The 20,320-nt window shown below is 72.8% G+C and carries 19 protein-coding genes; 7 read left to right on the top strand and 12 right to left on the bottom strand.

Features of this window, described 5'->3' with window-relative positions; all coding sequences use genetic code 11:
• The first annotated feature begins 45 nt into the window (after nucleotides 1-45).
• Nucleotides 46-951 (top strand): helix-turn-helix domain-containing protein, encoded by a 906-nt coding sequence (locus ACIRBY_RS07500; protein WP_403897429.1) that lies wholly within the window; start codon nucleotides 46-48, stop codon nucleotides 949-951.
• Nucleotides 952-1,027: 76 nt separating this feature from the next.
• Here the strand turns inward: ACIRBY_RS07500 and ACIRBY_RS07495 are convergent, their stop codons facing one another.
• From ACIRBY_RS07495 to ACIRBY_RS07480, 4 genes are all read right to left on the bottom strand, one after another.
• Nucleotides 1,028-1,705: an ABC transporter ATP-binding protein gene (locus ACIRBY_RS07495; RefSeq protein WP_403897427.1), complete on the bottom strand. Its 678-nt coding sequence runs from the start codon at nucleotides 1,703-1,705 to the stop codon at nucleotides 1,028-1,030.
• A 48-nt stretch (nucleotides 1,706-1,753) separates the two neighbouring features.
• Complete coding sequence (locus ACIRBY_RS07490) at nucleotides 1,754-3,235, bottom strand: ABC transporter permease (RefSeq protein WP_403897424.1); 1,482 nt, start codon at nucleotides 3,233-3,235, stop codon at nucleotides 1,754-1,756.
• Nucleotides 3,236-3,447: 212 nt separating this feature from the next.
• Nucleotides 3,448-4,704, bottom strand: a complete 1,257-nt coding sequence (locus ACIRBY_RS07485) for an Ig-like domain-containing protein (RefSeq protein ID WP_403897421.1) — start codon at nucleotides 4,702-4,704, stop codon at nucleotides 3,448-3,450.
• A gap of 144 nt (nucleotides 4,705-4,848) precedes the next feature.
• The gene (locus ACIRBY_RS07480; RefSeq protein WP_366450290.1) at nucleotides 4,849-5,133 is read right to left on the bottom strand and encodes a hypothetical protein; all 285 of its coding nucleotides are present in this window, start codon (nucleotides 5,131-5,133) and stop codon (nucleotides 4,849-4,851) included.
• Between the two features lie 164 nt (nucleotides 5,134-5,297).
• On the opposite strand from ACIRBY_RS07480, the gene ACIRBY_RS07475 reads away from it, so the two are divergent.
• Nucleotides 5,298-5,624 (top strand): hypothetical protein, encoded by a 327-nt coding sequence (locus tag ACIRBY_RS07475; RefSeq protein ID WP_403897418.1) that lies wholly within the window; start codon nucleotides 5,298-5,300, stop codon nucleotides 5,622-5,624.
• 129 nt (nucleotides 5,625-5,753) lie between these two features.
• On the opposite strand, the gene hutH is transcribed toward ACIRBY_RS07475, so the two are convergent.
• The 5 genes from hutH to ACIRBY_RS07450 form a co-directional block, all read right to left on the bottom strand.
• A complete protein-coding gene (gene hutH, locus ACIRBY_RS07470; RefSeq protein ID WP_403898225.1) occupies nucleotides 5,754-7,295 on the bottom strand; it encodes a histidine ammonia-lyase in 1,542 nt (513 codons plus the stop codon).
• 121 nt (nucleotides 7,296-7,416) lie between these two features.
• Nucleotides 7,417-8,541, bottom strand: a complete 1,125-nt coding sequence (locus ACIRBY_RS07465) for a diguanylate cyclase domain-containing protein (RefSeq protein ID WP_403897416.1) — start codon at nucleotides 8,539-8,541, stop codon at nucleotides 7,417-7,419.
• Nucleotides 8,542-8,743: 202 nt separating this feature from the next.
• A complete protein-coding gene (locus ACIRBY_RS07460; RefSeq protein ID WP_403897412.1) occupies nucleotides 8,744-9,553 on the bottom strand; it encodes an enoyl-CoA hydratase/isomerase family protein in 810 nt (269 codons plus the stop codon).
• A gap of 31 nt (nucleotides 9,554-9,584) precedes the next feature.
• Nucleotides 9,585-10,742 (bottom strand): adenylate/guanylate cyclase domain-containing protein, encoded by a 1,158-nt coding sequence (locus ACIRBY_RS07455; protein ID WP_366450294.1) that lies wholly within the window; start codon nucleotides 10,740-10,742, stop codon nucleotides 9,585-9,587.
• A 291-nt stretch (nucleotides 10,743-11,033) separates the two neighbouring features.
• The gene (locus tag ACIRBY_RS07450; RefSeq protein ID WP_403897409.1) at nucleotides 11,034-11,900 is read right to left on the bottom strand and encodes a biotin--[acetyl-CoA-carboxylase] ligase; all 867 of its coding nucleotides are present in this window, start codon (nucleotides 11,898-11,900) and stop codon (nucleotides 11,034-11,036) included.
• A 131-nt stretch (nucleotides 11,901-12,031) separates the two neighbouring features.
• Here ACIRBY_RS07450 and ACIRBY_RS07445 point away from each other — a divergent pair, with 131 nt between their 5' ends.
• From ACIRBY_RS07445 to ACIRBY_RS07430, 4 genes are all read left to right on the top strand, one after another.
• Nucleotides 12,032-13,624 carry an acyl-CoA carboxylase subunit beta gene (locus tag ACIRBY_RS07445; protein ID WP_403897407.1) on the top strand — a complete coding sequence of 531 codons (1,593 nt, stop codon included), beginning with the start codon at nucleotides 12,032-12,034 and terminating at the stop codon, nucleotides 13,622-13,624.
• 21 nt (nucleotides 13,625-13,645) lie between these two features.
• Nucleotides 13,646-13,858 (top strand): acyl-CoA carboxylase subunit epsilon, encoded by a 213-nt coding sequence (locus ACIRBY_RS07440; RefSeq protein ID WP_403897404.1) that lies wholly within the window; start codon nucleotides 13,646-13,648, stop codon nucleotides 13,856-13,858.
• Nucleotides 13,859-13,955: 97 nt separating this feature from the next.
• The gene (gene mmpB, locus ACIRBY_RS07435; RefSeq protein ID WP_403897401.1) at nucleotides 13,956-14,090 is read left to right on the top strand and encodes a morphogenic membrane protein MmpB; all 135 of its coding nucleotides are present in this window, start codon (nucleotides 13,956-13,958) and stop codon (nucleotides 14,088-14,090) included.
• Between the two features lie 36 nt (nucleotides 14,091-14,126).
• Nucleotides 14,127-14,735 carry a nucleoside triphosphate pyrophosphatase gene (locus ACIRBY_RS07430; protein ID WP_403897398.1) on the top strand — a complete coding sequence of 203 codons (609 nt, stop codon included), beginning with the start codon at nucleotides 14,127-14,129 and terminating at the stop codon, nucleotides 14,733-14,735.
• On the opposite strand, the gene ACIRBY_RS07425 is transcribed toward ACIRBY_RS07430, so the two are convergent.
• A complete protein-coding gene (locus ACIRBY_RS07425) occupies nucleotides 14,716-15,153 on the bottom strand; it encodes a hypothetical protein (protein ID WP_403897396.1) in 438 nt (145 codons plus the stop codon). The two genes, ACIRBY_RS07430 and ACIRBY_RS07425, sit on opposite strands and share 20 nt — an antisense overlap.
• A gap of 378 nt (nucleotides 15,154-15,531) precedes the next feature.
• Here ACIRBY_RS07425 and ACIRBY_RS07420 point away from each other — a divergent pair, with 378 nt between their 5' ends.
• Nucleotides 15,532-17,295, top strand: coding sequence for an acetyl/propionyl/methylcrotonyl-CoA carboxylase subunit alpha (locus ACIRBY_RS07420; protein ID WP_403897394.1), 1,764 nt, complete (start codon nucleotides 15,532-15,534; stop codon nucleotides 17,293-17,295).
• Between the two features lie 284 nt (nucleotides 17,296-17,579).
• On the opposite strand, the gene ACIRBY_RS07415 is transcribed toward ACIRBY_RS07420, so the two are convergent.
• Both ACIRBY_RS07415 and ACIRBY_RS07410 read right to left on the bottom strand, forming a co-directional pair.
• Nucleotides 17,580-18,509, bottom strand: a complete 930-nt coding sequence (locus ACIRBY_RS07415; protein WP_403898222.1) for a DeoR/GlpR family DNA-binding transcription regulator — start codon at nucleotides 18,507-18,509, stop codon at nucleotides 17,580-17,582.
• A gap of 235 nt (nucleotides 18,510-18,744) precedes the next feature.
• Nucleotides 18,745-20,184: an NAD(P)H-quinone dehydrogenase gene (locus tag ACIRBY_RS07410; protein WP_403897392.1), complete on the bottom strand. Its 1,440-nt coding sequence runs from the start codon at nucleotides 20,182-20,184 to the stop codon at nucleotides 18,745-18,747.
• Nucleotides 20,185-20,320: the final 136 nt, after the last annotated feature.

Below are 20,320 nucleotides of genomic sequence, written 5' to 3'. Positions count from 1 at the left end.
AGGCTGAGCCCCGCGCCGGGCCGCGTCGCCACGGATACTTGCGCCATGGACCACCACCTGGACCAACGAGCCGAACTGGGGGACTTCCTCCGCTCCTGCCGCGCCCGGCTGCGCCCCGAGGACGTGGGCCTGCCCGACCACGGGCGGCGCCGCCGGGTGCCGGGGCTGCGCCGGGAGGAGCTGGCGCAGCTGGCCGGGGTGTCGGTGGCGTACTACACGCGCCTCGAACAGGGCCACGGGCACAACGTGTCGGCGGAGGTCCTGGACGCCGTCGCGCGGGCGCTGCGCCTGAGCGGCACGGAGACGGCGCACCTGAACCACCTGGCGAGCCCGCGCACCCGCAGGCGCGGCCGCACCCGGCGCCCGCAGCAGGTCCGCCCGGAGCTGCGCACGCTGCTGGACGCGATGGAGGGCGTGCCGGCGTACCTGGTGGGGCGGCGCCAGGACGTGATCGGCTGGAACCGGCTGGCGGCGGCCGTCTTCGGGGACTTCGGGGCGCACCCGGCGGCGGAGCGGAACCTGGTGCGGCTGGTGTTCCTGGACCCGGCGACGGCGGAGCTGTACGCGGACTGGGAGTGCCGGGCCTGCGAGGTGGTCAGCAACCTGCGGCTGTACGCCGGCCAGCATCCGGACGACGAGCAGCTGACGGCGCTGGTCGGGGAGCTGTCGGTGAAGAACGAGGAGTTCCGCCGGCTGTGGGCGGCGCACACGGTGGCCGACAAGACGCACGGGGTGAAGCGGCTGCGGCACCCGCTGGTGGGAGAGCTGGACCTGGCCTTCGAGACGCTGACCCTGCCGGACGACCCGGCGCAGTTCCTGGTCACCTTCCACGCCGAGCCGGGCTCGCCGTCGGCGGACGCCCTGCGGCTGCTGTCGTCGTGGACCGCCCCCACGGCCCCGCCGACGGCCCCCGCCCCCACTTCCGCCCCGGGGCCGGCCGCCGCCCCGTAGGCCCGGCCGCACACCGCCGCCGGGCCGGCCGGGAGATTCCGGCCCGGCCCGGCGGCGGCGTGCGCGCGTGCATGCCTCAGGGGTTCTCGGTGACCTTCACCCGCCCGCGCTCGATCGTCGCGAGCCGCGGGGCCCGCTTGGCGAGGGCGCTGTCGTGGGTGACCATCACGAAGGTCAGCCCGTGGTCCTTCCAGAGGCCTTCGAGCAGGTCCATGACCTCGTCGCGGGTGGACTCGTCGAGGTTGCCGGTCGGTTCGTCGGCGAGGAGCACCTTCGGCTTCTTCACCAGGGCGCGGGCGATGGCGACGCGCTGCTGCTGGCCGCCGGACATCTCGGCGGGCAGGTGGCCCATGCGCTCGCCGAGTCCGACCGACTCCAGCGCCTCGGCGGCCCGGGTGCGCCGGTCGGCCGCCTTGAGGCCGAGGGGGACGAGGGCCGTCTCGACGTTCTCCTGGGCGGTGAGCGTGGGGATCAGGTTGAAGGACTGGAAGACGAATCCGATGCTCTCGGCGCGGACCTTGGTGAGCCGGGCCTCGGAGATCGTGGCCAGGTCGACCCCGTCGAGGACGACCTGGCCCGTGGTCGGCCGGTCGAGTCCGCCCAGCATCTGGAGCAGGGTGGACTTGCCGCCGCCGGTGGGGCCCTGGATGACGAGCCGGCCGCCGTCCTCGATGGTCAGGTCGACGCCGGCGAGCGCGTCGACGGTCTGCTTGCCGCGCTGGTAGCGCTTGGTGACTCCGGTGAGCTGGTACATCTTCTTCCCTCGGGTGGTGGTGTGTGCGTACGGGCGGACGTGCGCGGGCTACTCGACGCGGCGCAGGGCGTCCGCCGGCCGCAGCCGGGAGGCGCGCCAGCCGCCGAAGCCGCCCGCGACGAGGCCGCCCGCGACGGCCAGGGCCACGGCGAGGCCGATGGTGGAGAGGGAGACGGGCGCGGTGAGGGCGACGTACACGGCCTTGGCGGCCGCGTGGCGGGCGCCCTGCCCGAACATCCGGCCCCCGCCGCCGCCCGCGCCCCGGCCCCCGCCCCCGCCGCCGAGGTGCGCGGTGAGGCTGGGGCTGGCGGCGGTGATGGCGTACGCGGCGGCGAGTCCGAGCCCGATCCCGAGGGCGCCGCCGATCAGGCCGTTGACCAGGGCTTCTCCGGCGACCTGGCGGGTCACGCGGCTGCTCTTCCAGCCGAGGGCCTTGAGGGTGCCGAACTCGCGGACGCGGCGGGAGACGGCGGAGGAGGTGAGGAGGCCCGCGACGAGGAAGGCGGCGGCGAGGACGGTGTAGGAGAGCCAGGTGCCGACGGTGGAGGCGAGGGAGGAGGCCGTGGACAGCGATCCGGAGACGGTGTCGGCGAGGTCGGCGGAGGTGGTGACGGTGGTGTCGGGGACGTTCTTCTGGATGGCCTGCTTGACGGAGCCGATCGCCTGGGAGTCCTTCGCCTGGACGTAGACCGTGGTGATCTTGTCGGGGGTGCCGGCGAGGGCCTGGGCCTGCTTGAGGGGGACGTACAGGTTGGCGGCGGCGTCGCCGCTGTCGGCGGTGGCGATGCCGACGACCTTGAACTCGGTGTTCTTGACGGTGACTTCGGCGCCCACGTCGAGCTTGCTCTTCTGGGCGTAGGCGCTGTCGAGGACGGCGACGGCGGTGTCGGCCTCGCCGGTCTGGAAGCCGCGGCCCGAGGTGATCTTCGAGGTGGTCAGCGGGCCCATGGCGGGCTGGGCGACGTCCGTCCCGTACACGGAGAAGGAGTTGACGTCGAAGTCGGCTCCGCCGCCCTGCACGGTGTCGCCCCGGCCCCCGCCGGCTCCGCCGGAGCGGCCGCCGCCCTGGCCCTGGCCCTGGCCGCCTTCGGCGCGCCGGAGTTCGCCGCGCTTGAACTGGCCGTTGACCTTGACGACCTGGAGGCTGAGCCCGCCGACGGCCTTGGCCACCCCGTCCTGCCCGTCGACCTCGGCGACGGTGGCGGCGTCGAGGGTCTCGAAGCCCTGGGGGATGACCATGTCGCTGCTCTGCTGGCCGTCACCGCCCTCGCCCTCGCCCTTGGCGTCGAAGCGGAACCGCGGGCGGTTGCCGTTCGAGCCCTCCTCCGGGGGCTTCTGGGCCTTGGTGACGGTCATGTCCGTGCCCAGGCCGTAGAGCGATTGGAGGACCTTGTCCTGCGCCGCGCCCATACCGGCGGAGACGGAGGTGACGACGATGACGAGGGCGATGCCGAGGGCGAGCCCCGAGGCGACGACGAGCGCGGCCTTCCGGCGTCGGCGCAGCTCGCGCCGGAGGTACGTGAAGAACATGCGGGCGAAGCTAGGAACGACCCGTGATGGACGGATAAGCCTCGGGTGAGAGAAGCATAAGAAGACGCCGCAGCGGGCGGATCCACAGCTCGCGCACAGCTCCCACAGCGTGCGCACAGGATGCGCCGCCGCGGCAGGGCGCGGGGGAAAAACGGAACGGCGGGGAGTCCCAGGGACTCCCCGCCGTCGCCGTTCGGCGGTCCGGTGTCACATCACGCGGACGGACCGGCCTTCCACTCCGCCCAGTTCATGTTCCAGCCGTTGAGGCCGTTGTCCGGCTTGATGGTCTTGTCCGGGGAGTTCACCACGGTGACCACGTCGCCGATGAGCGAGTTCTCGAAGAACCACGCACCCGCGGTGTCCGGGTCGTTGGCACCCTTGGCGTCGTTCAGGCCGACACAGCCGTGGCTGGTGTTCACGCTGCCGAAGATCGAGTCGGCACCCCAGTAGTTGCCGTGGATGAACGTGCCCGACGTGGACAGCCGCATCGCGTGCGGGACGTCCTTGATGTCGTACTCGCCCTTGCCCTCGCTGTTCTTGAAGCCGACGGTGGAGCCGTCCATCCGGGTCTCCTTGAACTTCTCGGAGATCACCATCTGACCGTTGTAGGTCGGGTTGTCCGGGGAGCCCGCCGAGATCGGGATGGTCTTGAGGACCTGCCCGTCACGGGTGACCGTCATCTTCTTGGTCTTCGTGTCGACCGTGGAGACCTGGCTCCGGCCGATCTTGAAGGTGACGGTCTTGTTCTGCACGCCCTGGATGCCGGGGCCGCCCTGCACGCCCTGGAGCGCCAGCTTCAGGGTGACGGTGGAGTTGGCCTGCCAGTACTGCTCCGGACGGAAGTCCAGGCGCTGGTTGCCGAACCAGTGGCCGACGACCTCCTGGCCGCTGCTGGAGGAGACCGTGATGGCCGCCTGGACGGCCTTCATGTCCTTGATCGGCTTGTTGAAGTTGATCGAGACCGGCATGCCCACGCCGACCGTCTGACCCTCTTCCGGCGTGTAGTCGCCGATGAAGCTGTTCTCGGGCGAGAGCGTCGTGAAGGAGGCGTTCTCGTGCGCCTCGCGCCCGGCCTCGTCCTTCGCGGTCGCCGCCAGAGCGTACTTCGTGGAGCGCTTCAGAGCGGCGTCCGGCTTCCAGCTCTTGCCGTCGGCGGCGATCTTGCCCGCGACGGCCGCGCCGTCCGAGCTCTTCAGCTCGACCTTGGTGAGCGTTCCGTCACTGACCGCGACGCTCGCTCCGTCGGTCGTGGCTATGTTGGTGGCGCCGTCCTTGGGCGTGATCACTATCTTCGCCTTGGAGGCGTCCTTCGCCGCCGCCGCGTCGACATCGGCCTGCGACTTGGCCGCGTCCCCGCCCTGAGACTTGTCGGAACCCCCGTCATTGCAGGCCGAAAGCATCAGTACGCCACCGAGCACGGCGGACACGGCCACCAGGGACCTTCGCCGCCGCTTGCTGTACGTCCTCACACGTCACTCCATCGTTGCCGGAAACCCCGAGGCTGCATTCCCGGGATCGGGCCGGGCAGGGGGGATCACCCCCTGCACGTCCTGACAACGCGTTGACGATGCGATTCGGTTCCACACTCCGTTCGAATGTGTGCAACCCCACGGTCAGGCGTTGTCGGCCTCTTCTTCGAAGACCCCATCTTCCTCGCCCAGGTCCCACTCCAGGGACTCGGGGTCGTATTCGACGGGTTCGCTGCTCCAGGAGGCCTGGGCCAGCTCCACGCCGGCGAGCTCGACGACCAGGTCGGTCGGGTCGACGAGGTAGGCCAGGGCCTCCGACTCGTCTTCCCTCACGGCGGACTCGGCGTGGCCGCGTTCCTCGTCCGGCATGAACTCGTCGGCCTTGATGTGGTCGAGGGCGGCGCCGATGAGGGCATCGGAATCCGTCACCTCCAGCACCAAATCCACCCGAAGCCGTACGTATCGTGATGTCTCAGAAGGGTTCATACGACGGAGAGTAAGCCCCCGACAGCCTCGACTTTCCCGCGACCCGCCCCTTTCACTAGCATCTGCGCACACGGCCAATTCGCTGCTTCCGCAAGGGGGATCGCACCGTGTCCGCACCTCGACCGCTGCTCACCGCTCTCGGAGCGACCACCCTCCTCGCCGCCCTCTGGTTCGTCCCGTCGGCGAACGCCACCGCTCCGCAACCCGAGACCTCCTCCGGAGCCCCCGCCGCCGCCAACACCGGCACCGTCACGGGCGAGGGCACGGGCGACGGCACCATCGCCCCGGAGGCGCGCCCCGCGACGGTCACGGTCCTCTCCCTGGCCGACACGGGCAGCGTCGACACCACCCCGTACGTCATGGGCGGCACCCTCTGCCTGGGCCTGGGAGCGGGCTTCGTCGCCTTCTCCGTCCGCCGCTCCCGCGCGGAGTAGGCCGCCGCCGCTCGGGCGGGGGCGTCCGCCGGCCGGACGTCCACCCCGCCCCTCCCCTCCCCTCCCCGCAACAGCACGGAGGCCGCGCCCCCGGGGTTCCGGGGGCGCGGCCTCTGCCGTCGGGGCGGGTTACGCCAGCGGGCCCGTCACCGGCTCCACCGCCGCCACCAGGCCGCCCGCGCGGACGAAGGCGTCGGCCGCCGCGAGGTCCGGGGCCAGGAAGCGGTCCGGGCCGGGGCCCTCGACACCCGCCGCGCGGACCGCCGCGAGGGCGGCCTGGCTGGCCGGGGCCGGGGTGAGGCCGTGGCGCAGCTCCAGCGCGCGGGTGGCCGCGTACAGCTCGATCGCGATGATGCGGGTCAGGTTGTCGACCGCGGTGCGCAGCTTGCGCGCCGCCGACCAGCCCATGGAGACGTGGTCCTCCTGCATGGCGGAGGACGGGATGGAGTCGGCCGAGGCCGGCACCGCGAGCCGCTTCATCTCGCTGACCAGGGCGGCCTGCGTGTACTGGGCGATCATCAGGCCGGAGTCGACGCCGGCGTCGTCCGCGAGGAACGGCGGCAGGCCGTGCGAGCGGTTCTTGTCGAGGAGCCGGTCGGTGCGCCGTTCGGCGATGGAGCCCAGGTCCGCGGCGGCGATGGCCAGGAAGTCCAGGACGTAGGCGACGGGCGCGCCGTGGAAGTTGCCGTTGGACTCCACGCGGCCGTCGGGCAGGACCACCGGGTTGTCGACGGCGGAGGCCAGCTCGCGGGAGGCGACCAGGGCGGCGTGCGCCATGGTGTCGCGGCCGGCGCCGGCGACCTGGGGGGCGCAGCGCACGGAGTAGGCGTCCTGGACGCGCGGCGCGGACTCCTCCTGGAAGTGGCCGGTGAGCCCGGAGCCCTTGAGGACGGCGGCCATGTTGGCGGCGGCGGCGCCCTGGCCGGGGTGGGGGCGGATGGCGTGCAGTTCGGGCGCGAGGACCTTCTCGCTGCCGAGCAGCGCCTCGAGGGTGAGGGCGGCGGTGATGTCGGCGGAGGTGTAGAGGGTGCGCAGGTCGGCGAGGGCCATGACGAGCATGCCGAGCATGCCGTCGGTGCCGTTGAGGAGGGCGAGGCCCTCCTTCTCGCGGAGCTCCACGGGCTCGATGCCGTGCTCGGCGAGGAGTTCGCCGGCCGGGCGGACGGCGCCGTCGGGGCCCTCGGCGTCGCCTTCACCCATGAGGGCGAGGGCGCAGTGGGAGAGCGGCGCGAGGTCGCCGGAGCAGCCGAGGGAGCCGTACTCGTGGACGACGGGGGTGATGCCGGCGTTGAGCAGGTCGGCCATGGTCTGGGCGACGGAGGGCCGGACGCCGGTGTGCCCGGAGGCCACCGTCTTCAGGCGCAGGAACATCAGGGCGCGGACGACTTCGCGCTCGACGCGCGGACCCATGCCGGCGGCGTGCGAGCGGACGATGTTGCGCTGGAGCTGTGCGCGCAGCTCGGGGCTGATGTGCCGGGAGGCGAGGGCGCCGAAGCCGGTCGAGACGCCGTAGACGGGCTCGGGCTTGGCGGCGAGCGCGTCGACGATCTCGCGGGCGCGGCCGAGGGCTTCGAGCGCCTCGCCGGACAGCTCGACCCGCGCGTTGCCTCGGGCGACGGCGATGACGTCCTCGGCGGTGGTCCCGGAGGTCCCCACCACGACAGTGTGCATATCCATATTCAGCACCCTACGGACTGAATCCCTTCATGTCACTAGCCAAAAATGTCACGATCGGGTCCGCCGGTTACCCCTTACGGATCAACCCCACCGGCAGCGCCCGCCCCACCTGCCCCTACAGCTCCTGCTGCCGCCCCCGGAACCGCCGGCGCTCGCCCGGGGCCTCCCGCGCCGCTGCGTCCGCCAGCCGGACCACCGCCGTGTCCCGCCCCGCGACCACCGGACCCGCCGACCGGGCGGCCTTCGCCTTGTACTGCGCGGCGTCGGCCAGCCGGAACAGCCGCCGGGAGGACTTCACCGGCCCGATCGGGTCCCCGGTGGAGGCGACCCCGCAGGCCACGCCCTCCCCGAGCTCCAGCGAGGCGGCCCGCGCGCACACCTCCTCGGTGACCCGCACCACCTCGTCCGCCGACGGGCCCACGCTGACCAGGCAGAACTCGTCCCCGCCCAGCCGCGCGACCAGCGCGCCGGCGAGCATGGCCCCGCACAGGCTGAGCACCGAGCCGAAACGTTCCAGCAGCCGGTCGCCCGTCGCGTGCCCGAGGGTGTCGTTGACCTTCTTCAGGCCGTTCAGATCGCAGACGACCAGGCTCACCACCGCCCCCGTGCGCCGATGCTCCTCCAGGGCCCCGTCGAGCCGCATGTCCACGGCCCGCCGGTTGGCCAGGCCGGTCAGCGGGTCGGTGAAGGCCAGCCGCCGGGCCTCCTCCAGGCGCTCGTTCTGCGCGAGCCCGGCCGCCACGACGGCCGCCAGGACGGTCGCGAACTCCGCGTCGGTGTCGTCGAAGCCGGGCAGCCCGTCGTTCCGTGCGACGTACAGCTCACCCCAGGCGCGCCCGCTGAGCACGATCGGCGCCACCACGCACGTCCCGCGCCCGCGCGCCCTCAGGGCCGCGCTCCGGCGCCCCGGTCGGCCGCCGTCGGCGCTGTCGACCCAGGCGTGCGGGCCGCCGCCGCCGACCCAGCGCTCGTGGAGGAACTCGGTGATCTCCGGGAAGTCGTGCACCGGGTAGGACTCGTCCTCGGGGAACTCCTCCTCCCCGGCCCGCAGCTCCCCCTCGTTGACCAGGACCCGCAGCCGGCCCCGCTCCCGCTCCCAGGCCGAGATGGCGGCGAAGGACCCGTCCATCGCCAGCCGGGCCCCCCGGGCGGCGGCCCGGACACTGTCCCGCGGCGCGCAGGCCGCCGCCATGGCCTGCGCGAGGCCCACGACGGCCCGAAGCCGCCCGTCAACTCCCATCACCCCAGACTAGGGAGCTTTATCCGATTTAGTGATGAAAACCGCGACTTTGGGTGATCTCGAAACCCCACCGCACGGCCACCGCCGCGCCACGCGGCCCCCGCCGCACGACCGCCACCGCGCGGTCACCGCCGCCCGGGCCGCCCACCGCCGCCCGGGCCGCCCACCGCCGCCGGGGCCGCCCACCGGCGCCCGGCCGGCCCTACTGCCCGGGCCACTCCGGCTTGCGCTTCTCGTTGAACGCCGCCACGCCCTCCGCCCGGTCGCCCGAGAAGGCCACCGTCCGCCAGGCCGCGTCCTCGATCTCCAGCCCGGCCGCCAGGTCCATCCCGTGCCCCAGCCGCAGCGCCCGCTTGGCCGCGCGCAGCCCGACCGGGGAGTTCGCCGCCATCACCGCGGCCAGCTCCAGGGCCCGCGCACGGTCCCCGCCGGCCGGGGCCACCTCGTCGACCAGCCCCAGGGACAGCGCCTCGGCCGCCTCCACCCGGCGGGCCGTGAAGATCAGCTCGGCGGCCCGCGCCGCCCCGACCCGGCGCGGCAGCAGCTGCGTACCGCCGCCGCCCGGGATCACGCCCACCGACACCTCCGGCAGGCCCACGACCGCCGTCGCGTCGGCCACGATCACGTCGCAGGCCAGCGCCAGCTCGAAGCCGCCGCCCAGCGCGAAGCCGTGCACCGCCGCGACCGTCGGCATCGGCAGCTCCAGCACGCCCCCGTACGCACCCCGGGTGGTCGGCCGCTGGCGCACCAGCTCGGCGTCCGACAGCGCGTTGCGCTCCTTGAGGTCCGCGCCCACGCAGAAGGCCCGCTCGTGGGTCGAGGCCAGAACGACGACCCGCACGCCGGGATCGGCCGCGAGCGCGTCACAGGCGGCGGAGATCGAGCGCGCCATCTCCGTCGAGACGGCGTTCATCGCCTTGGGCCGGTCCAGCACCAGCTCGGCGACCACGTCGCCGTCACCGTGCCGCCGCACCGCCACGAACTCCCCGAACCGGACTTCGCTCCCGCCCACGGCACACTCTCCCCGGAAAAGTTAACGAACGTTACCCGGGGATCTTAGGCGTCCGCCGCGTCAACGACCAGGGCTCCACGACACCGAGTCCGCGCACCGGCCGCTGCCACATCGGCTGGAGCGCGAAGCGGTACGAGCCGCCGCCCTCCTCCTTCTCCGCCGACTTCTCCGACACCGGCGCCGCGCCCACCCGGCCCAGCTCCTCCGCCATCGCGCCGTCCACCAGCACCGCGTCCTTCGGCGCTATCGACGTCAGCCGGCTGGCCAGGTTCACCGTCGTCCCGAAGACGTCGCCCATGCGGGTCGTCACCGTCCCGAACGCGATGCCCACCCGCAGCTCCGGCATCTGCGCGTCCGCCTCCATCGTCTCGATCAGCCGCAGCGCGATCTCCGCCGCCGTCGCCGCGTCGTCGGCGGCGTACAGCACCTCGTCGCCGAGGGTCTTGATCAGCCGGCCGCCGTGCGCGGCGACCAGGTCCGCCGCCGTCGTCTCGAAGGACTCGACCAGCTCGCCGAGCTCCTCCTCCTCCAGCCGCCGGGTCAGCCGGGTGAAGCCCACCAGGTCGGCGAAGCCCACCGCGAGCCGCCGGTCGACCATCTCCTCGTCGTCCGCGACCTGCACCACCCGGCCCGTGGCCGCCGCCAGCTGGCGCCGCCACACGTAGACGAGGAACTCCTCCAGCTCCGGCAGCAGCAGCTCGACCAGCGGGTACGTGACCTCCGTACGGGTCATCCCGGGCTCCGGCGGCTCCGTGAGCCCCTCCAGGAAGGAGTCGATCTGCCATTCCGCCAGGCGGGCGGTGGTCTGCCCGGTGGAACGCGCCACCTGCACCGCCATCGGCTCGCTCAGCAGCCCCGCCTCCACCAGGCCGGCGAGGCGCCGCAGCGCCAGCACGTCGGCCTCCGTCAGCGCCTTGGCCTGCCCGATGTCCGCGAAGCCCATGGCCCGCCAGAAGCGGGAGGCCAGCTCCATCGAGACGCCGGCGCTGCGGGCCGCCTGGAAGGGCGTGTAGCGGCGCTCGGCGCCCAGGATGAGCTGCTCCAGCCGGATGGCGAGCGGGTCGGCCGTGGGCTGGGCCGCGTGGTCCACCTCGTGGAAGGGGGTGTGCCGGTCGCGCCCGATCGGGGTGCCCGGACCGCCCGCGGAGCCGGACGAGGACGCGCTGGACGTAGAGTCGTCGACGGTCAAGGGCCGCCTCCTGTCCATTCCGTGCGCACAGCCGAACCGGTTGATCACCGCGAGGACCGGGATCGCCTAAACCATACGGCAGGTGTGCCGTAGCTCACTCCCCCTCTTGTGGGAGGGCCTCCGCCTCCGCGGCGCCGGAGCCCGGCCCACGGGTCCGCGCGTGCTCGAAAACCGCTCGTTCCCCGCGGTTTCCTCCGCGCCCGGACCCGTTCCGCGGGCGCGACCCTCCGGTTCAGGGACTCGTGCCCGCTTCGGCCGGACAGGGCATCCGGTCGGCCACCCGGGGCCCCGCTACCGGACCGCCCTCAGGTGGACCACGTCGCCGGCCCCCACCGCCACCCGCTCGTCCTCGGCCGTCCGGATGACCAGGTGCCCGTCGGTGTCCAGGGCCTCGGCCGTACCGGTGAGCGTCCGGCCGCCCGGCAGGTCGGCCCGGACGTGCCGGCCGAGCGTGGCGCAGCCGGCCGCGTACGTCTCCTGGAGCCCGCTGTCCCCCGGGTCCCCGGCGGCGTCGCGCCAGCGCCCGTACCACTCCTCCAGCGACCGCAGCACGGCCTTCAGCAGAGGCTCCCGGTCCGTGACCGTCGCCTTCGCCAGGGCCAGGGAGCCCGCCCCGGGCACGGGGAGCTCGTCCTCGGTGAGGGTCACGTTCAGGCCGATCCCGATGACCACCCCGTCGCCCACCCGCTCGGCGAGGATCCCGGCGGCCTTGCGCTCCTCGCCGTCCACGGTCACCAGCAGGTCGTTGGGCCACTTGAGCAGGGTGTCCACGCCCGCCGCGCGCGAGAGCCCGGTCGCCGCGGCCACCCCGGCGAGCAGGGTCAGCCACGCCCACCGCTCCTCGGGCACGCCCGGGCCGGGCTTGAGCAGGACGGAGAAGAACAGCCCGGACCGGGCCGGCGCGACCCAGCTGCGGTCGAGCCGCCCCCGACCGGCGGTCTGTTCCTCGGCGACCAGCACGGCCCCCTCGGGCAGCCCGGCGGCCCGCGCCGCGAGATCGGTGTTGGTGGACCCGGTGGAGGCGACGACCTCCAGCGAGGTCCACAGGCCGTCGGGGGTGACGAGCGCCTTGGCCAGCGCGGAGGCGTTCAGTGGCGGGCGGTCCAGGCTCGACCAGCGGCCCGCGCCCGCTCCGGCTGAAGCATCTTGTGGAGTCATGCAAGCCAATGTAGGTGTGTCAAACGCCGCACTGCCGAGCGCCATGCCCGCCGATACGCTACGCACCAGTAGCCAGCAGCAGTCAATCAATTGACCAGGCAGTTGACACCACACAGGGAGCCGCGACCCCGATGTCCCAACCCTCAGAGCCGATCGACATGCACACGACCGCGGGCAAGCTCGCGGACCTGCGGCGCCGAGTCGAGGAAGCCACGCACGCCGGTTCCGGGCGTGCCGTCGAGAAGCAGCACGCCAAGGGCAAGCTGACGGCGCGTGAGCGGGTCGCGTTGCTGCTGGACGAGGGGTCGTTCGTCGAGCTGGACGAGTTCGCCCGGCACCGGTCGACCAACTTCGGGCTGGAGAAGACCCGCCCCTACGGCGACGGCGTCGTCACCGGCTACGGCACGGTGGACGGCCGTCCGGTGGCCGTGTTCTCGCAGGACTTCACCGTCTTCGGCGGGGCCCTCGGCGAGGTCTACGGCCAGAAGATCATCAAGGTGATGGACTTCGCCCTGAAGACCGGCTGCCCGGTCATCGGCATCAACGACTCCGGCGGCGCCCGCATCCAGGAGGGCGTCAGCGCACTGGGCATGTACGGCGAGATCTTCCGCCGCAACGTCCACGCCTCCGGCGTGATCCCGCAGATCAGCCTGGTCGTCGGCCCCTGCGCGGGCGGCGCGGTGTACTCCCCGGCCATCACCGACTTCACGGTCATGGTGGACCAGACCTCGCACATGTTCATCACCGGCCCGGACGTCATCAAGACGGTCACCGGCGAGGACGTCGGCTTCGAGGAGCTGGGCGGTGCGCGCACCCACAACTCCACCTCGGGCGTGGCGCACCACATGGCGGGCGACGAGAAGGACGCCATCGAGTACGTGAAGTCGCTGCTCGCGTACCTGCCGTCGAACAACCTGTCGGAGCCGCCGGCGTTCCCGGAGGAGGCGGACACCGAGGTCTCCGACGCCGACCTCGAACTCGACGTGCTGATCCCGGACAGCGCGAACCAGCCGTACGACATGCACACCGTGATCGAGCACGTGCTCGACGACGGGGAGTTCCTGGAGACCCAGTCCCTGTTCGCCCCGAACATCCTCACCGGCTTCGGCCGGGTCGAGGGGCACCCGGTGGGCGTGGTCGCCAACCAGCCGATGCAGTTCGCCGGCTGCCTGGACATCAACGCCTCGGAGAAGGCCGCGCGCTTCGTGCGGACCTGCGACGCCTTCAACATCCCGGTGCTGACCTTCGTCGACGTGCCGGGCTTCCTCCCGGGCACCGACCAGGAGTACAACGGAATCATCCGGCGCGGGGCGAAGCTCATCTACGCCTACGCCGAGGCCACCGTCCCCCTCATCACCGTCATCACCCGCAAGGCCTTCGGCGGCGCCTACGACGTCATGGGCTCCAAGCACCTCGGCGCGGACCTGAACCTGGCCTGGCCGACCGCCCAGATCGCCGTCATGGGCGCGCAGGGCGCGGTGAACATCCTGCACCGGCGCACGATCGCGGAAGCCGCACCGGAGGAGGTGGAGGAGACCCGGGCCCGGCTCATCACCGAGTACGAGGACACCCTGCTCAACCCGTACACGGCCGCCGAGCGCGGTTACATCGACGCGGTGGCCATGCCGTCCGAGACCCGCGCCCACGTGGTGAAGGGCCTGCGGCAGCTGCGCACCAAGCGGGAGTCCCTGCCCCCGAAGAAGCACGGCAACATCCCCCTCTAGGTTCCCGAGGAGCTCACAGTGATGATCAAGGTCGTCAAGGGCAACCCGACCCCCGAGGAGCTGGCCGCCGCACTGGCGGTGGTCCGACTGCGCGCGGCGGCGCTGGCCTCGGCCCCGTCGGGCGCGCCCCGGGTCCCGGACGAGTGGGCCGCGCCGGGCCGGGTGGCCCGCCGGCACGCGCTGCGGCCGGGGCCGCGGGCGTGGGGCCGTACGTACTGGCCCGGCCAGGGCTGAGCCGTCCCCCCGCCGGGGGAAAGATGGCGCGAACGGACGGTGGCGCCTGAGTACCCGTACTCAGGCGCCACCGTCGTGCCGGGGCAAGGATCGGAGCATGCTCTGGTCAGACCCGAAGGACGAGCCGCCGAAGGACATGCGCGACGCCCAGGCGATGCTGCGGCGGATGCTGGTGGTGCTGCTGCTGGCGGTGCTGGTCGGCGTGTACGTCCTCGGCGTGGCCCCGTTCTAGGTCCGCCCCGGGATGCGGTCCCCGGGCCGCCCTACGATGGCCCCCATGACCGTACGCACGCTCGTCCTCGCCTCCGCCTCCCCCGCCCGGCTGAACCTGCTGCGGCAGGCCGGCCTGGCCCCGCACGTGATCGTCAGCGGCTTCGACGAGGACACGCTGAACCACGACAACCCGGCCGACCTGGCGCTGGCCCTGGCGGAGGCCAAGGCGGGCGTGGTGGCGGAGCTCGCCGAGGCCGCCGGCGCGCTGGTGATCGGCTGCGACTCGGTGCTGGAGCTGGACGGCGAGGCGCTGGGCAAGCCGGCGGACGCGGCGGAGGCCACCGCCCGCTGGAAGTCGATGCGCGGGCGGGCCGGCGTGCTGCGCACGGGGCACTGCGTGATCGACACGGCGACGGGCCGCCAGGTATCGGCGACGGCCTCGACGACGGTCCGCTTCGGCGAGCCGACGGACGCGGAGGTGGCGGCGTACGTGGAGAGCGGCGAGCCGCTGCACGTGGCCGGTGCGTTCACCCTGGACGGGCTGTCGTCGGCGTTCATCGACGGCATCGACGGGGACCCCGGCAACGTCATCGGCCTGTCGATGCCGCTGCTGCGCTCCCTGCTGGGAGAACTGGACGTCTCCATCACGGAATTGTGGGTCTGAGCCCCTTCCCGGGTGCCGTCGGCGCCGCCCGGTCGGCGTAGAGGGTCAGGGTCAGCACGATCAGGCAGAAGACCGCCATCGTCGCCGTGAAGGCGCCCCAGCCGACGAGTCCGACGGCGAGGGCGCCGAGCACCCCGTGGGTGACGGCGGCGGCCACCAGGACGGGCCGGGCGACACGGCCGGGCGGGTGGTCGCGCAGGGCGGCCGCGGCGAGGAGCGCGGCGGCCAGCAGGAGGAACGCCCCGATGGCCGCGCCCAGGCCGTAGGTGGCCTTGGACATGACGTCCGGATCGCTGCCCGCGACCGACATCGACTGGTCGGCGGTCGTCCGGCCGAGCACCAGATGGACGAGCACGAGCACCGCCGCCTCCGCGGCGAGCGCGAGCGCGCCCAGCCCCGCCACGAGTCTGCGCAGCACGACGCCCCCATCCCTCCCACGCCACAAGCGTGTTCGACGCCACGGAGGCTACTAACGAGTAAACCTGTGGACAAGGGGTCGCGGCGGCTTCGTTACCGGAGGGGGGCCGTGACGGCTCTCACGCAAAGAATGCATAGGCCGTTCGTAGGGACTCCACAAAGAATCAGCAGGGGCCGCTGACCCGCCGAACAGAGACCTCAGGCGCGCCACGGGGTTACTGTGCAGTCGGGGATCTCCCTGACCTGGGGCGACACAAGGGTTTTCACACTCAAGGGGCACTCGCATCACGCTCTGTGTGGGCAAGCTCACCACCGGGGAAGGGTCGAAAGGCCGTGTCGGCAGTCCCTAAACTCAGCTTGTTTCAAGGAGGGAGCCATCGTGCGCAAGGTGCTCATCGCCAACCGTGGCGAAATCGCTGTCCGCGTTGCTCGGGCCTGCCGGGACGCCGGGATCGCGAGCGTAGCCGTCTACGCCGATCCGGACCGGGACGCTCTGCACGTCCGCGCGGCAGACGAAGCTTTCGCGTTGGGCGGTGACACCCCGGCGACCAGCTACCTCGACATCGGCAAGGTCCTGCAGGCCGCCGCAGACTCGGGTGCGGACGCCGTCCACCCCGGATACGGCTTCCTGTCCGAGAACGCCGAGTTCGCCCAGGCCGTCATCGACGCGGGCCTGACCTGGATCGGCCCGCCGCCGCACGCCATCCGCGACCTCGGCGACAAGGTGGCCGCCCGCCACATCGCCCAGCGCGCCGGCGCCCCGCTCGTCGCGGGTACCCCCGACCCCGTCTCCGGGGCCGACGAGGTCGTCGCCTTCGCCGAGCAGCACGGGCTGCCCATCGCCATCAAGGCCGCCTTCGGCGGCGGCGGCCGCGGCCTGAAGGTCGCCCGCACGCTCGAAGAGGTCCCCGAGCTGTACGAGTCCGCCGTGCGCGAGGCCGTGGCCGCCTTCGGCCGCGGCGAGTGCTTCGTCGAGCGCTACCTCGACAAGCCGCGCCACGTCGAGACCCAGTGCCTGGCCGACTCCCACGGCAACGTGGTGGTCGTCTCCACCCGCGACTGCTCGCTCCAGCGCCGCCACCAGAAGCTCGTGGAGGAGGCCCCGGCCCCCTTCCTGTCCGAGGCCCAGAACGCCGAGCTCTACGCCGCGTCCAAGGCCATCCTCAAGGAGGCCGGCTACGTCGGCGCGGGCACCGTCGAGTTCCTGGTCGGCACCGACGGCACCATCTCCTTCCTGGAGGTCAACACGCGCCTCCAGGTCGAGCACCCGGTGACCGAGGAGGTCGCCGGCATCGACCTGGTCCGCGAGATGTTCCGCATCGCCGACGGCGAGGAGCTCGGCTACGGGGACCCGGTCCTGCGCGGCCACTCCTTCGAGTTCCGCATCAACGGCGAGGACCCGGGCCGGGGCTTCCTGCCCGCCCCCGGCACCGTCACCAGGTTCGACGCCCCGACCGGCCCGGGCGTCCGCCTGGACGCCGGCGTGGAGTCCGGCTCGGTCATCGGCCCCGCCTGGGACTCGCTGCTCGCCAAGCTGATCGTCACCGGCGCCACCCGCGAGCAGGCCCTCCAGCGCGCCGCGCGCGCCCTGGCGGAGTTCAACGTGGAGGGCATGGCCACCGCCATCCCGTTCCACCGCGCGGTCGTCGCCGACCCGGCGTTCGCCCCGGCCGGCGGCAACCCGTTCACGGTCCACACCCGCTGGATCGAGACCGAGTTCGTCAACGAGATCAAGCCCTTCGCGGCCCCGGCCGCCGAGGACACCGAGGACGAGCCCGGCCGCGAGACGGTCGTCGTCGAGGTGGGCGGCAAGCGCCTGGAGGTCTCCCTCCCGTCCTCGCTGGGCATGACCCTGGCCCGTACGGCCGCCGCGGGCGGTGCCAAGCCGAAGCGCCGCGCCGCCAAGAAGTCCGGCCCGGCCGCCTCCGGCGACACCCTCGCGTCCCCGATGCAGGGCACGATCGTCAAGGTCGCGGTGGAGGAGGGCCAGCAGGTCAACGAGGGCGACCTGATCGTCGTCCTGGAGGCGATGAAGATGGAGCAGCCGCTCAACGCGCACCGCTCCGGCACCGTCGTCGGCCTGACCGCCGAGGTCGGCGCGTCCCTCACCTCGGGCGCCACGATCTGCGAGATCAAGGACTGACGCCCCCGCGCCCCACGAAGGCCCCCGCCCGGTCAACCCGGACGGGGGCCTTCGCACACACCGGGTCCCTGCGGGGCGGAGCCCCCTCATGAACAGCCCGCGCGACGTGTGAGCACGACGGGGTTCGAGCGCAACGGGGTCCGGGGCGCAGCCCCGGGGAACGGTGGAAGGGCGGGTAGGGGACCAGCCCCGCAGGGCAGGCACCCCGCAACGCCGCCGGCCGGTGTCCGACGGGCCGCCCTGGCGGGGACGGCCCGGCGGACACCGGCCGGGGGGAAGCGCGGCTAGCGGCGCCGCATGTCCGCGACCCGCGCCCGCTCCCCCGCCTGCTGCTCCAGCATCGACGCGGGAGCGCTCCGCAGCTGGGCGGTGGGCCCGCCGCGCCGCTGGACCGGCAGCGGTGACTCCCGGCGCTGCCTGCGCCCCGCCATGCCGTCCCCGGCGCCGCCGTGCCCGCCGGCGGCCGGGGCGGAGCCGGCCACGGTGATCTGCACGCCCTGGTCGGCCAGCGCCTGGAGCTCGGTGGCGGCCCGGTCGTCGTGCGGCGGGGGCTCGTCCGTCACGAGCCGGGTCATCACGTCCGTCGGCACCGTCTGGAACATCGTGTCGGTGCCGAGCTTCGTGTGGTCGGCGAGGACCACGACCTCCGCCGCCGCCTGTACCAGCGCCCGGTCCACGCTCGCGGAGAGCATGTTGGACGTGGACAGCCCGCGCTCGGCGGTCAGGCCGCTGCCGGACAGGAAGGCCCGCGAGACGCGCAGCCCCTGGAGGGACTGCTCGGCGCCGCTGCCGACGAGGGCGTAGTTCGACCCGCGCAGCGTGCCGCCGGTCATCACCACCTCCACCCGGTTGGCGTGCGCCAGCGCCTGGGCGACGAGCAGCGAGTTGGTGACGACGGTGAGTCCGGGCACCCGGGCGAGCCGGCGGGCCAGCTCCTGGGTCGTGGTGCCCGCGCCGACGACGACGGCCTCGCCTTCTTCGACGAGGCCGGCCGCCACATCGGCGATGGCGGTCTTCTCCGCCGTCGCGAGATGGGACTTTTGCGGAAAGCCGGACTCCCGCGTGAAACCACCCGGCAAGACCGCACCGCCGTGTCGGCGGTCAAGGAGTCCTTCTGCCTCCAGTGCCCGCACGTCCCGCCGTACGGTCACTTCGGAGGTCTGGACGACGCGGGCGAGCTCACGGAGGGATACCGCCCCGTTGGCCCGCACCATTTCGAGGATCAGTTGGCGACGTTCAGCAGCGAACACGAAACTGACAGTAACCCCAACGACCGTCTGGTTTCAGCTCCTTGCGCCGGAATACCGAAGTTGTCCATACGGTGGGGCGACAAGTGGTATACGCGTCCGAACCGACACCCCGCGTCCACCCGCGCGCCGCCGCCCGTATCCGAAACCCGCCCCAACCCCCGTGCGGGGAGGGGCGGTTGGCTCCGAGCGGCGCGGGCCCCTACGCCTCTCCGGCCGCCTTGCGCGTGTGCAGCTGACGGGCGACCTCGGCGATCGAACCCGACAGCGAGGGGTACACGGTGAACGCGTTTGCGATCTGCTCGACCGTCAGGTTGTTGTCGACGGCGATCGAGATGGGGTGGATCAGCTCGCTCGCGCGCGGCGAGACGACCACGCCGCCGACGACGATCCCGGTGCCCGGACGGCAGAACAGCTTCACGAAGCCGTCCCGGATGCCCTGCATCTTGGCGCGCGGGTTGCGCAGCAGGGGCAGCTTCACGACACGGGCGTCGATCTTCCCGGCGTCCACGTCGGCCTGGGTGTAACCGACAGTGGCGATCTCGGGGTCGGTGAAGACGTTCGACGAGACCGTCTTGAGGTTCAGCGGGGCCACCGCGTCACCGAGGAAGTGGTACATCGCGATGCGCCCCTGCATGGCGGCGACGGACGCCAGCGCGAAGACGCCCGTCACGTCGCCGGCCGCGTAGACGCCCGGCGAGGAGGTCCGCGACACCTTGTCGGTCCAGATGTGCCCGGACTCCTTGAGGCGGACCCCGGACTCCTCCAGGTTCATGTCCTTGGTGTTCGGGATCGCGCCGACCGCCATCAGGCAGTGGGTACCGCCGATGACGCGGCCGTCGGAGAGGGTGACCTCGACCCGGTCCCCGACCCGCTTGGCGGACTCGGCGCGCGAGCGGCCGATGACGTTCATGCCGCGGCGGCGGAAGACGTCCTCCAGGACGGCGGCCGCGTCCGGGTCCTCACCCGGCAGCACGCGGTCGCGCGAGGAGACCAGCGTCACCCGGGAGCCCAGCGCCTGGTACGCGCCGGCGAACTCGGCACCGGTCACACCGGAGCCGACCACGATGAGCTCCTCGGGGAGCTCCTCCAGGTCGTAGACCTGGGTCCAGTTCAGGATCCGCTCCCCGTCGGGCATCGCGTCGGGGATCTCGCGGGGGGTGCCGCCGGTGGCGATCAGCACGGCGTCGGCGGTGAGGATCGTCTCCGTGCCGTCGGCCGCGGTGACGATCACGTCGCGGGTGCCGTCGATGCCCTGCGGCCCGCCGAGCTTGCCGCGGCCGCGCAGGACGCGGGCGCCGGCACGGGTCACGGACGCGGTGATGTCGTGCGACTGGGCGAGCGCGAGGCGCTTCACGCGCCGGTTCACCTTGCCGAGGTCGACGCCGACGACGCGCGCGGCCTGCTCGATGGGCGGGGTGTCGTCGGCGACGACGATGCCGAGCTCCTCGTACGAGGAGTCGAAGGTGGTCATGACCTCGGCGGTCGCGATGAGGGTCTTCGAGGGCACGCAGTCGGTCAGCACCGACGCCCCGCCCAGGCCGTCGCAGTCGACGACGGTCACCTCCGCGCCGAGCTGGGCCCCCACGAGGGCCGCCTCATACCCGCCGGGTCCGCCGCCGATGATCACGATCCGGGTCACGAAAACTCCGCCTCACGTCTGCCCGGCCGGCTGCCGCCCCGGCCGGCGATCCGGGGGGTCTCCCCGGGGGATGCATTCCACGCCCATTGTCCCGCACGCTTCAAGGTGCTCCACTCCCGGTCCTTTCATCCGTGCG

Source organism: Streptomyces sp. NPDC096136, from assembly GCF_044763325.1.
In the GTDB taxonomy this organism is placed as follows: Bacteria; Actinomycetota; Actinomycetes; order Streptomycetales; family Streptomycetaceae; genus Streptomyces.
The sequence above is the reverse complement of the archived record's forward strand: the minus strand, read 5'-3'. Positions and strand labels throughout refer to the sequence as shown.

Excerpts from the sequence above, each read along its gene's own strand:
- ACIRBY_RS07430 (WP_403897398.1), top strand. The coding sequence starts at position 14,127 with ATGGCCCCCATGACCGTACGCACGCTCGTCCTCGCCTCCGCCTCCCCC.
- ACIRBY_RS07490 (WP_403897424.1), bottom strand. The coding sequence starts at position 3,235 with ATGTTCTTCACGTACCTCCGGCGCGAGCTGCGCCGACGCCGGAAGGCC.
- ACIRBY_RS07465 (WP_403897416.1), bottom strand. The coding sequence starts at position 8,541 with ATGGGAGTTGACGGGCGGCTTCGGGCCGTCGTGGGCCTCGCGCAGGCC.
- hutH (WP_403898225.1), bottom strand. The coding sequence starts at position 7,295 with ATGCACACTGTCGTGGTGGGGACCTCCGGGACCACCGCCGAGGACGTC.
- mmpB (WP_403897401.1), top strand. The coding sequence starts at position 13,956 with ATGCTCTGGTCAGACCCGAAGGACGAGCCGCCGAAGGACATGCGCGAC.
- ACIRBY_RS07450 (WP_403897409.1), bottom strand. The coding sequence starts at position 11,900 with ATGACTCCACAAGATGCTTCAGCCGGAGCGGGCGCGGGCCGCTGGTCG.
- ACIRBY_RS07440 (WP_403897404.1), top strand. The coding sequence starts at position 13,646 with ATGATCAAGGTCGTCAAGGGCAACCCGACCCCCGAGGAGCTGGCCGCC.
- ACIRBY_RS07495 (WP_403897427.1), bottom strand. The coding sequence starts at position 1,705 with ATGTACCAGCTCACCGGAGTCACCAAGCGCTACCAGCGCGGCAAGCAG.
- ACIRBY_RS07500 (WP_403897429.1), top strand. The coding sequence starts at position 46 with ATGGACCACCACCTGGACCAACGAGCCGAACTGGGGGACTTCCTCCGC.
- ACIRBY_RS07445 (WP_403897407.1), top strand. The coding sequence starts at position 12,032 with ATGTCCCAACCCTCAGAGCCGATCGACATGCACACGACCGCGGGCAAG.
- ACIRBY_RS07415 (WP_403898222.1), bottom strand. The coding sequence starts at position 18,509 with ATGGTGCGGGCCAACGGGGCGGTATCCCTCCGTGAGCTCGCCCGCGTC.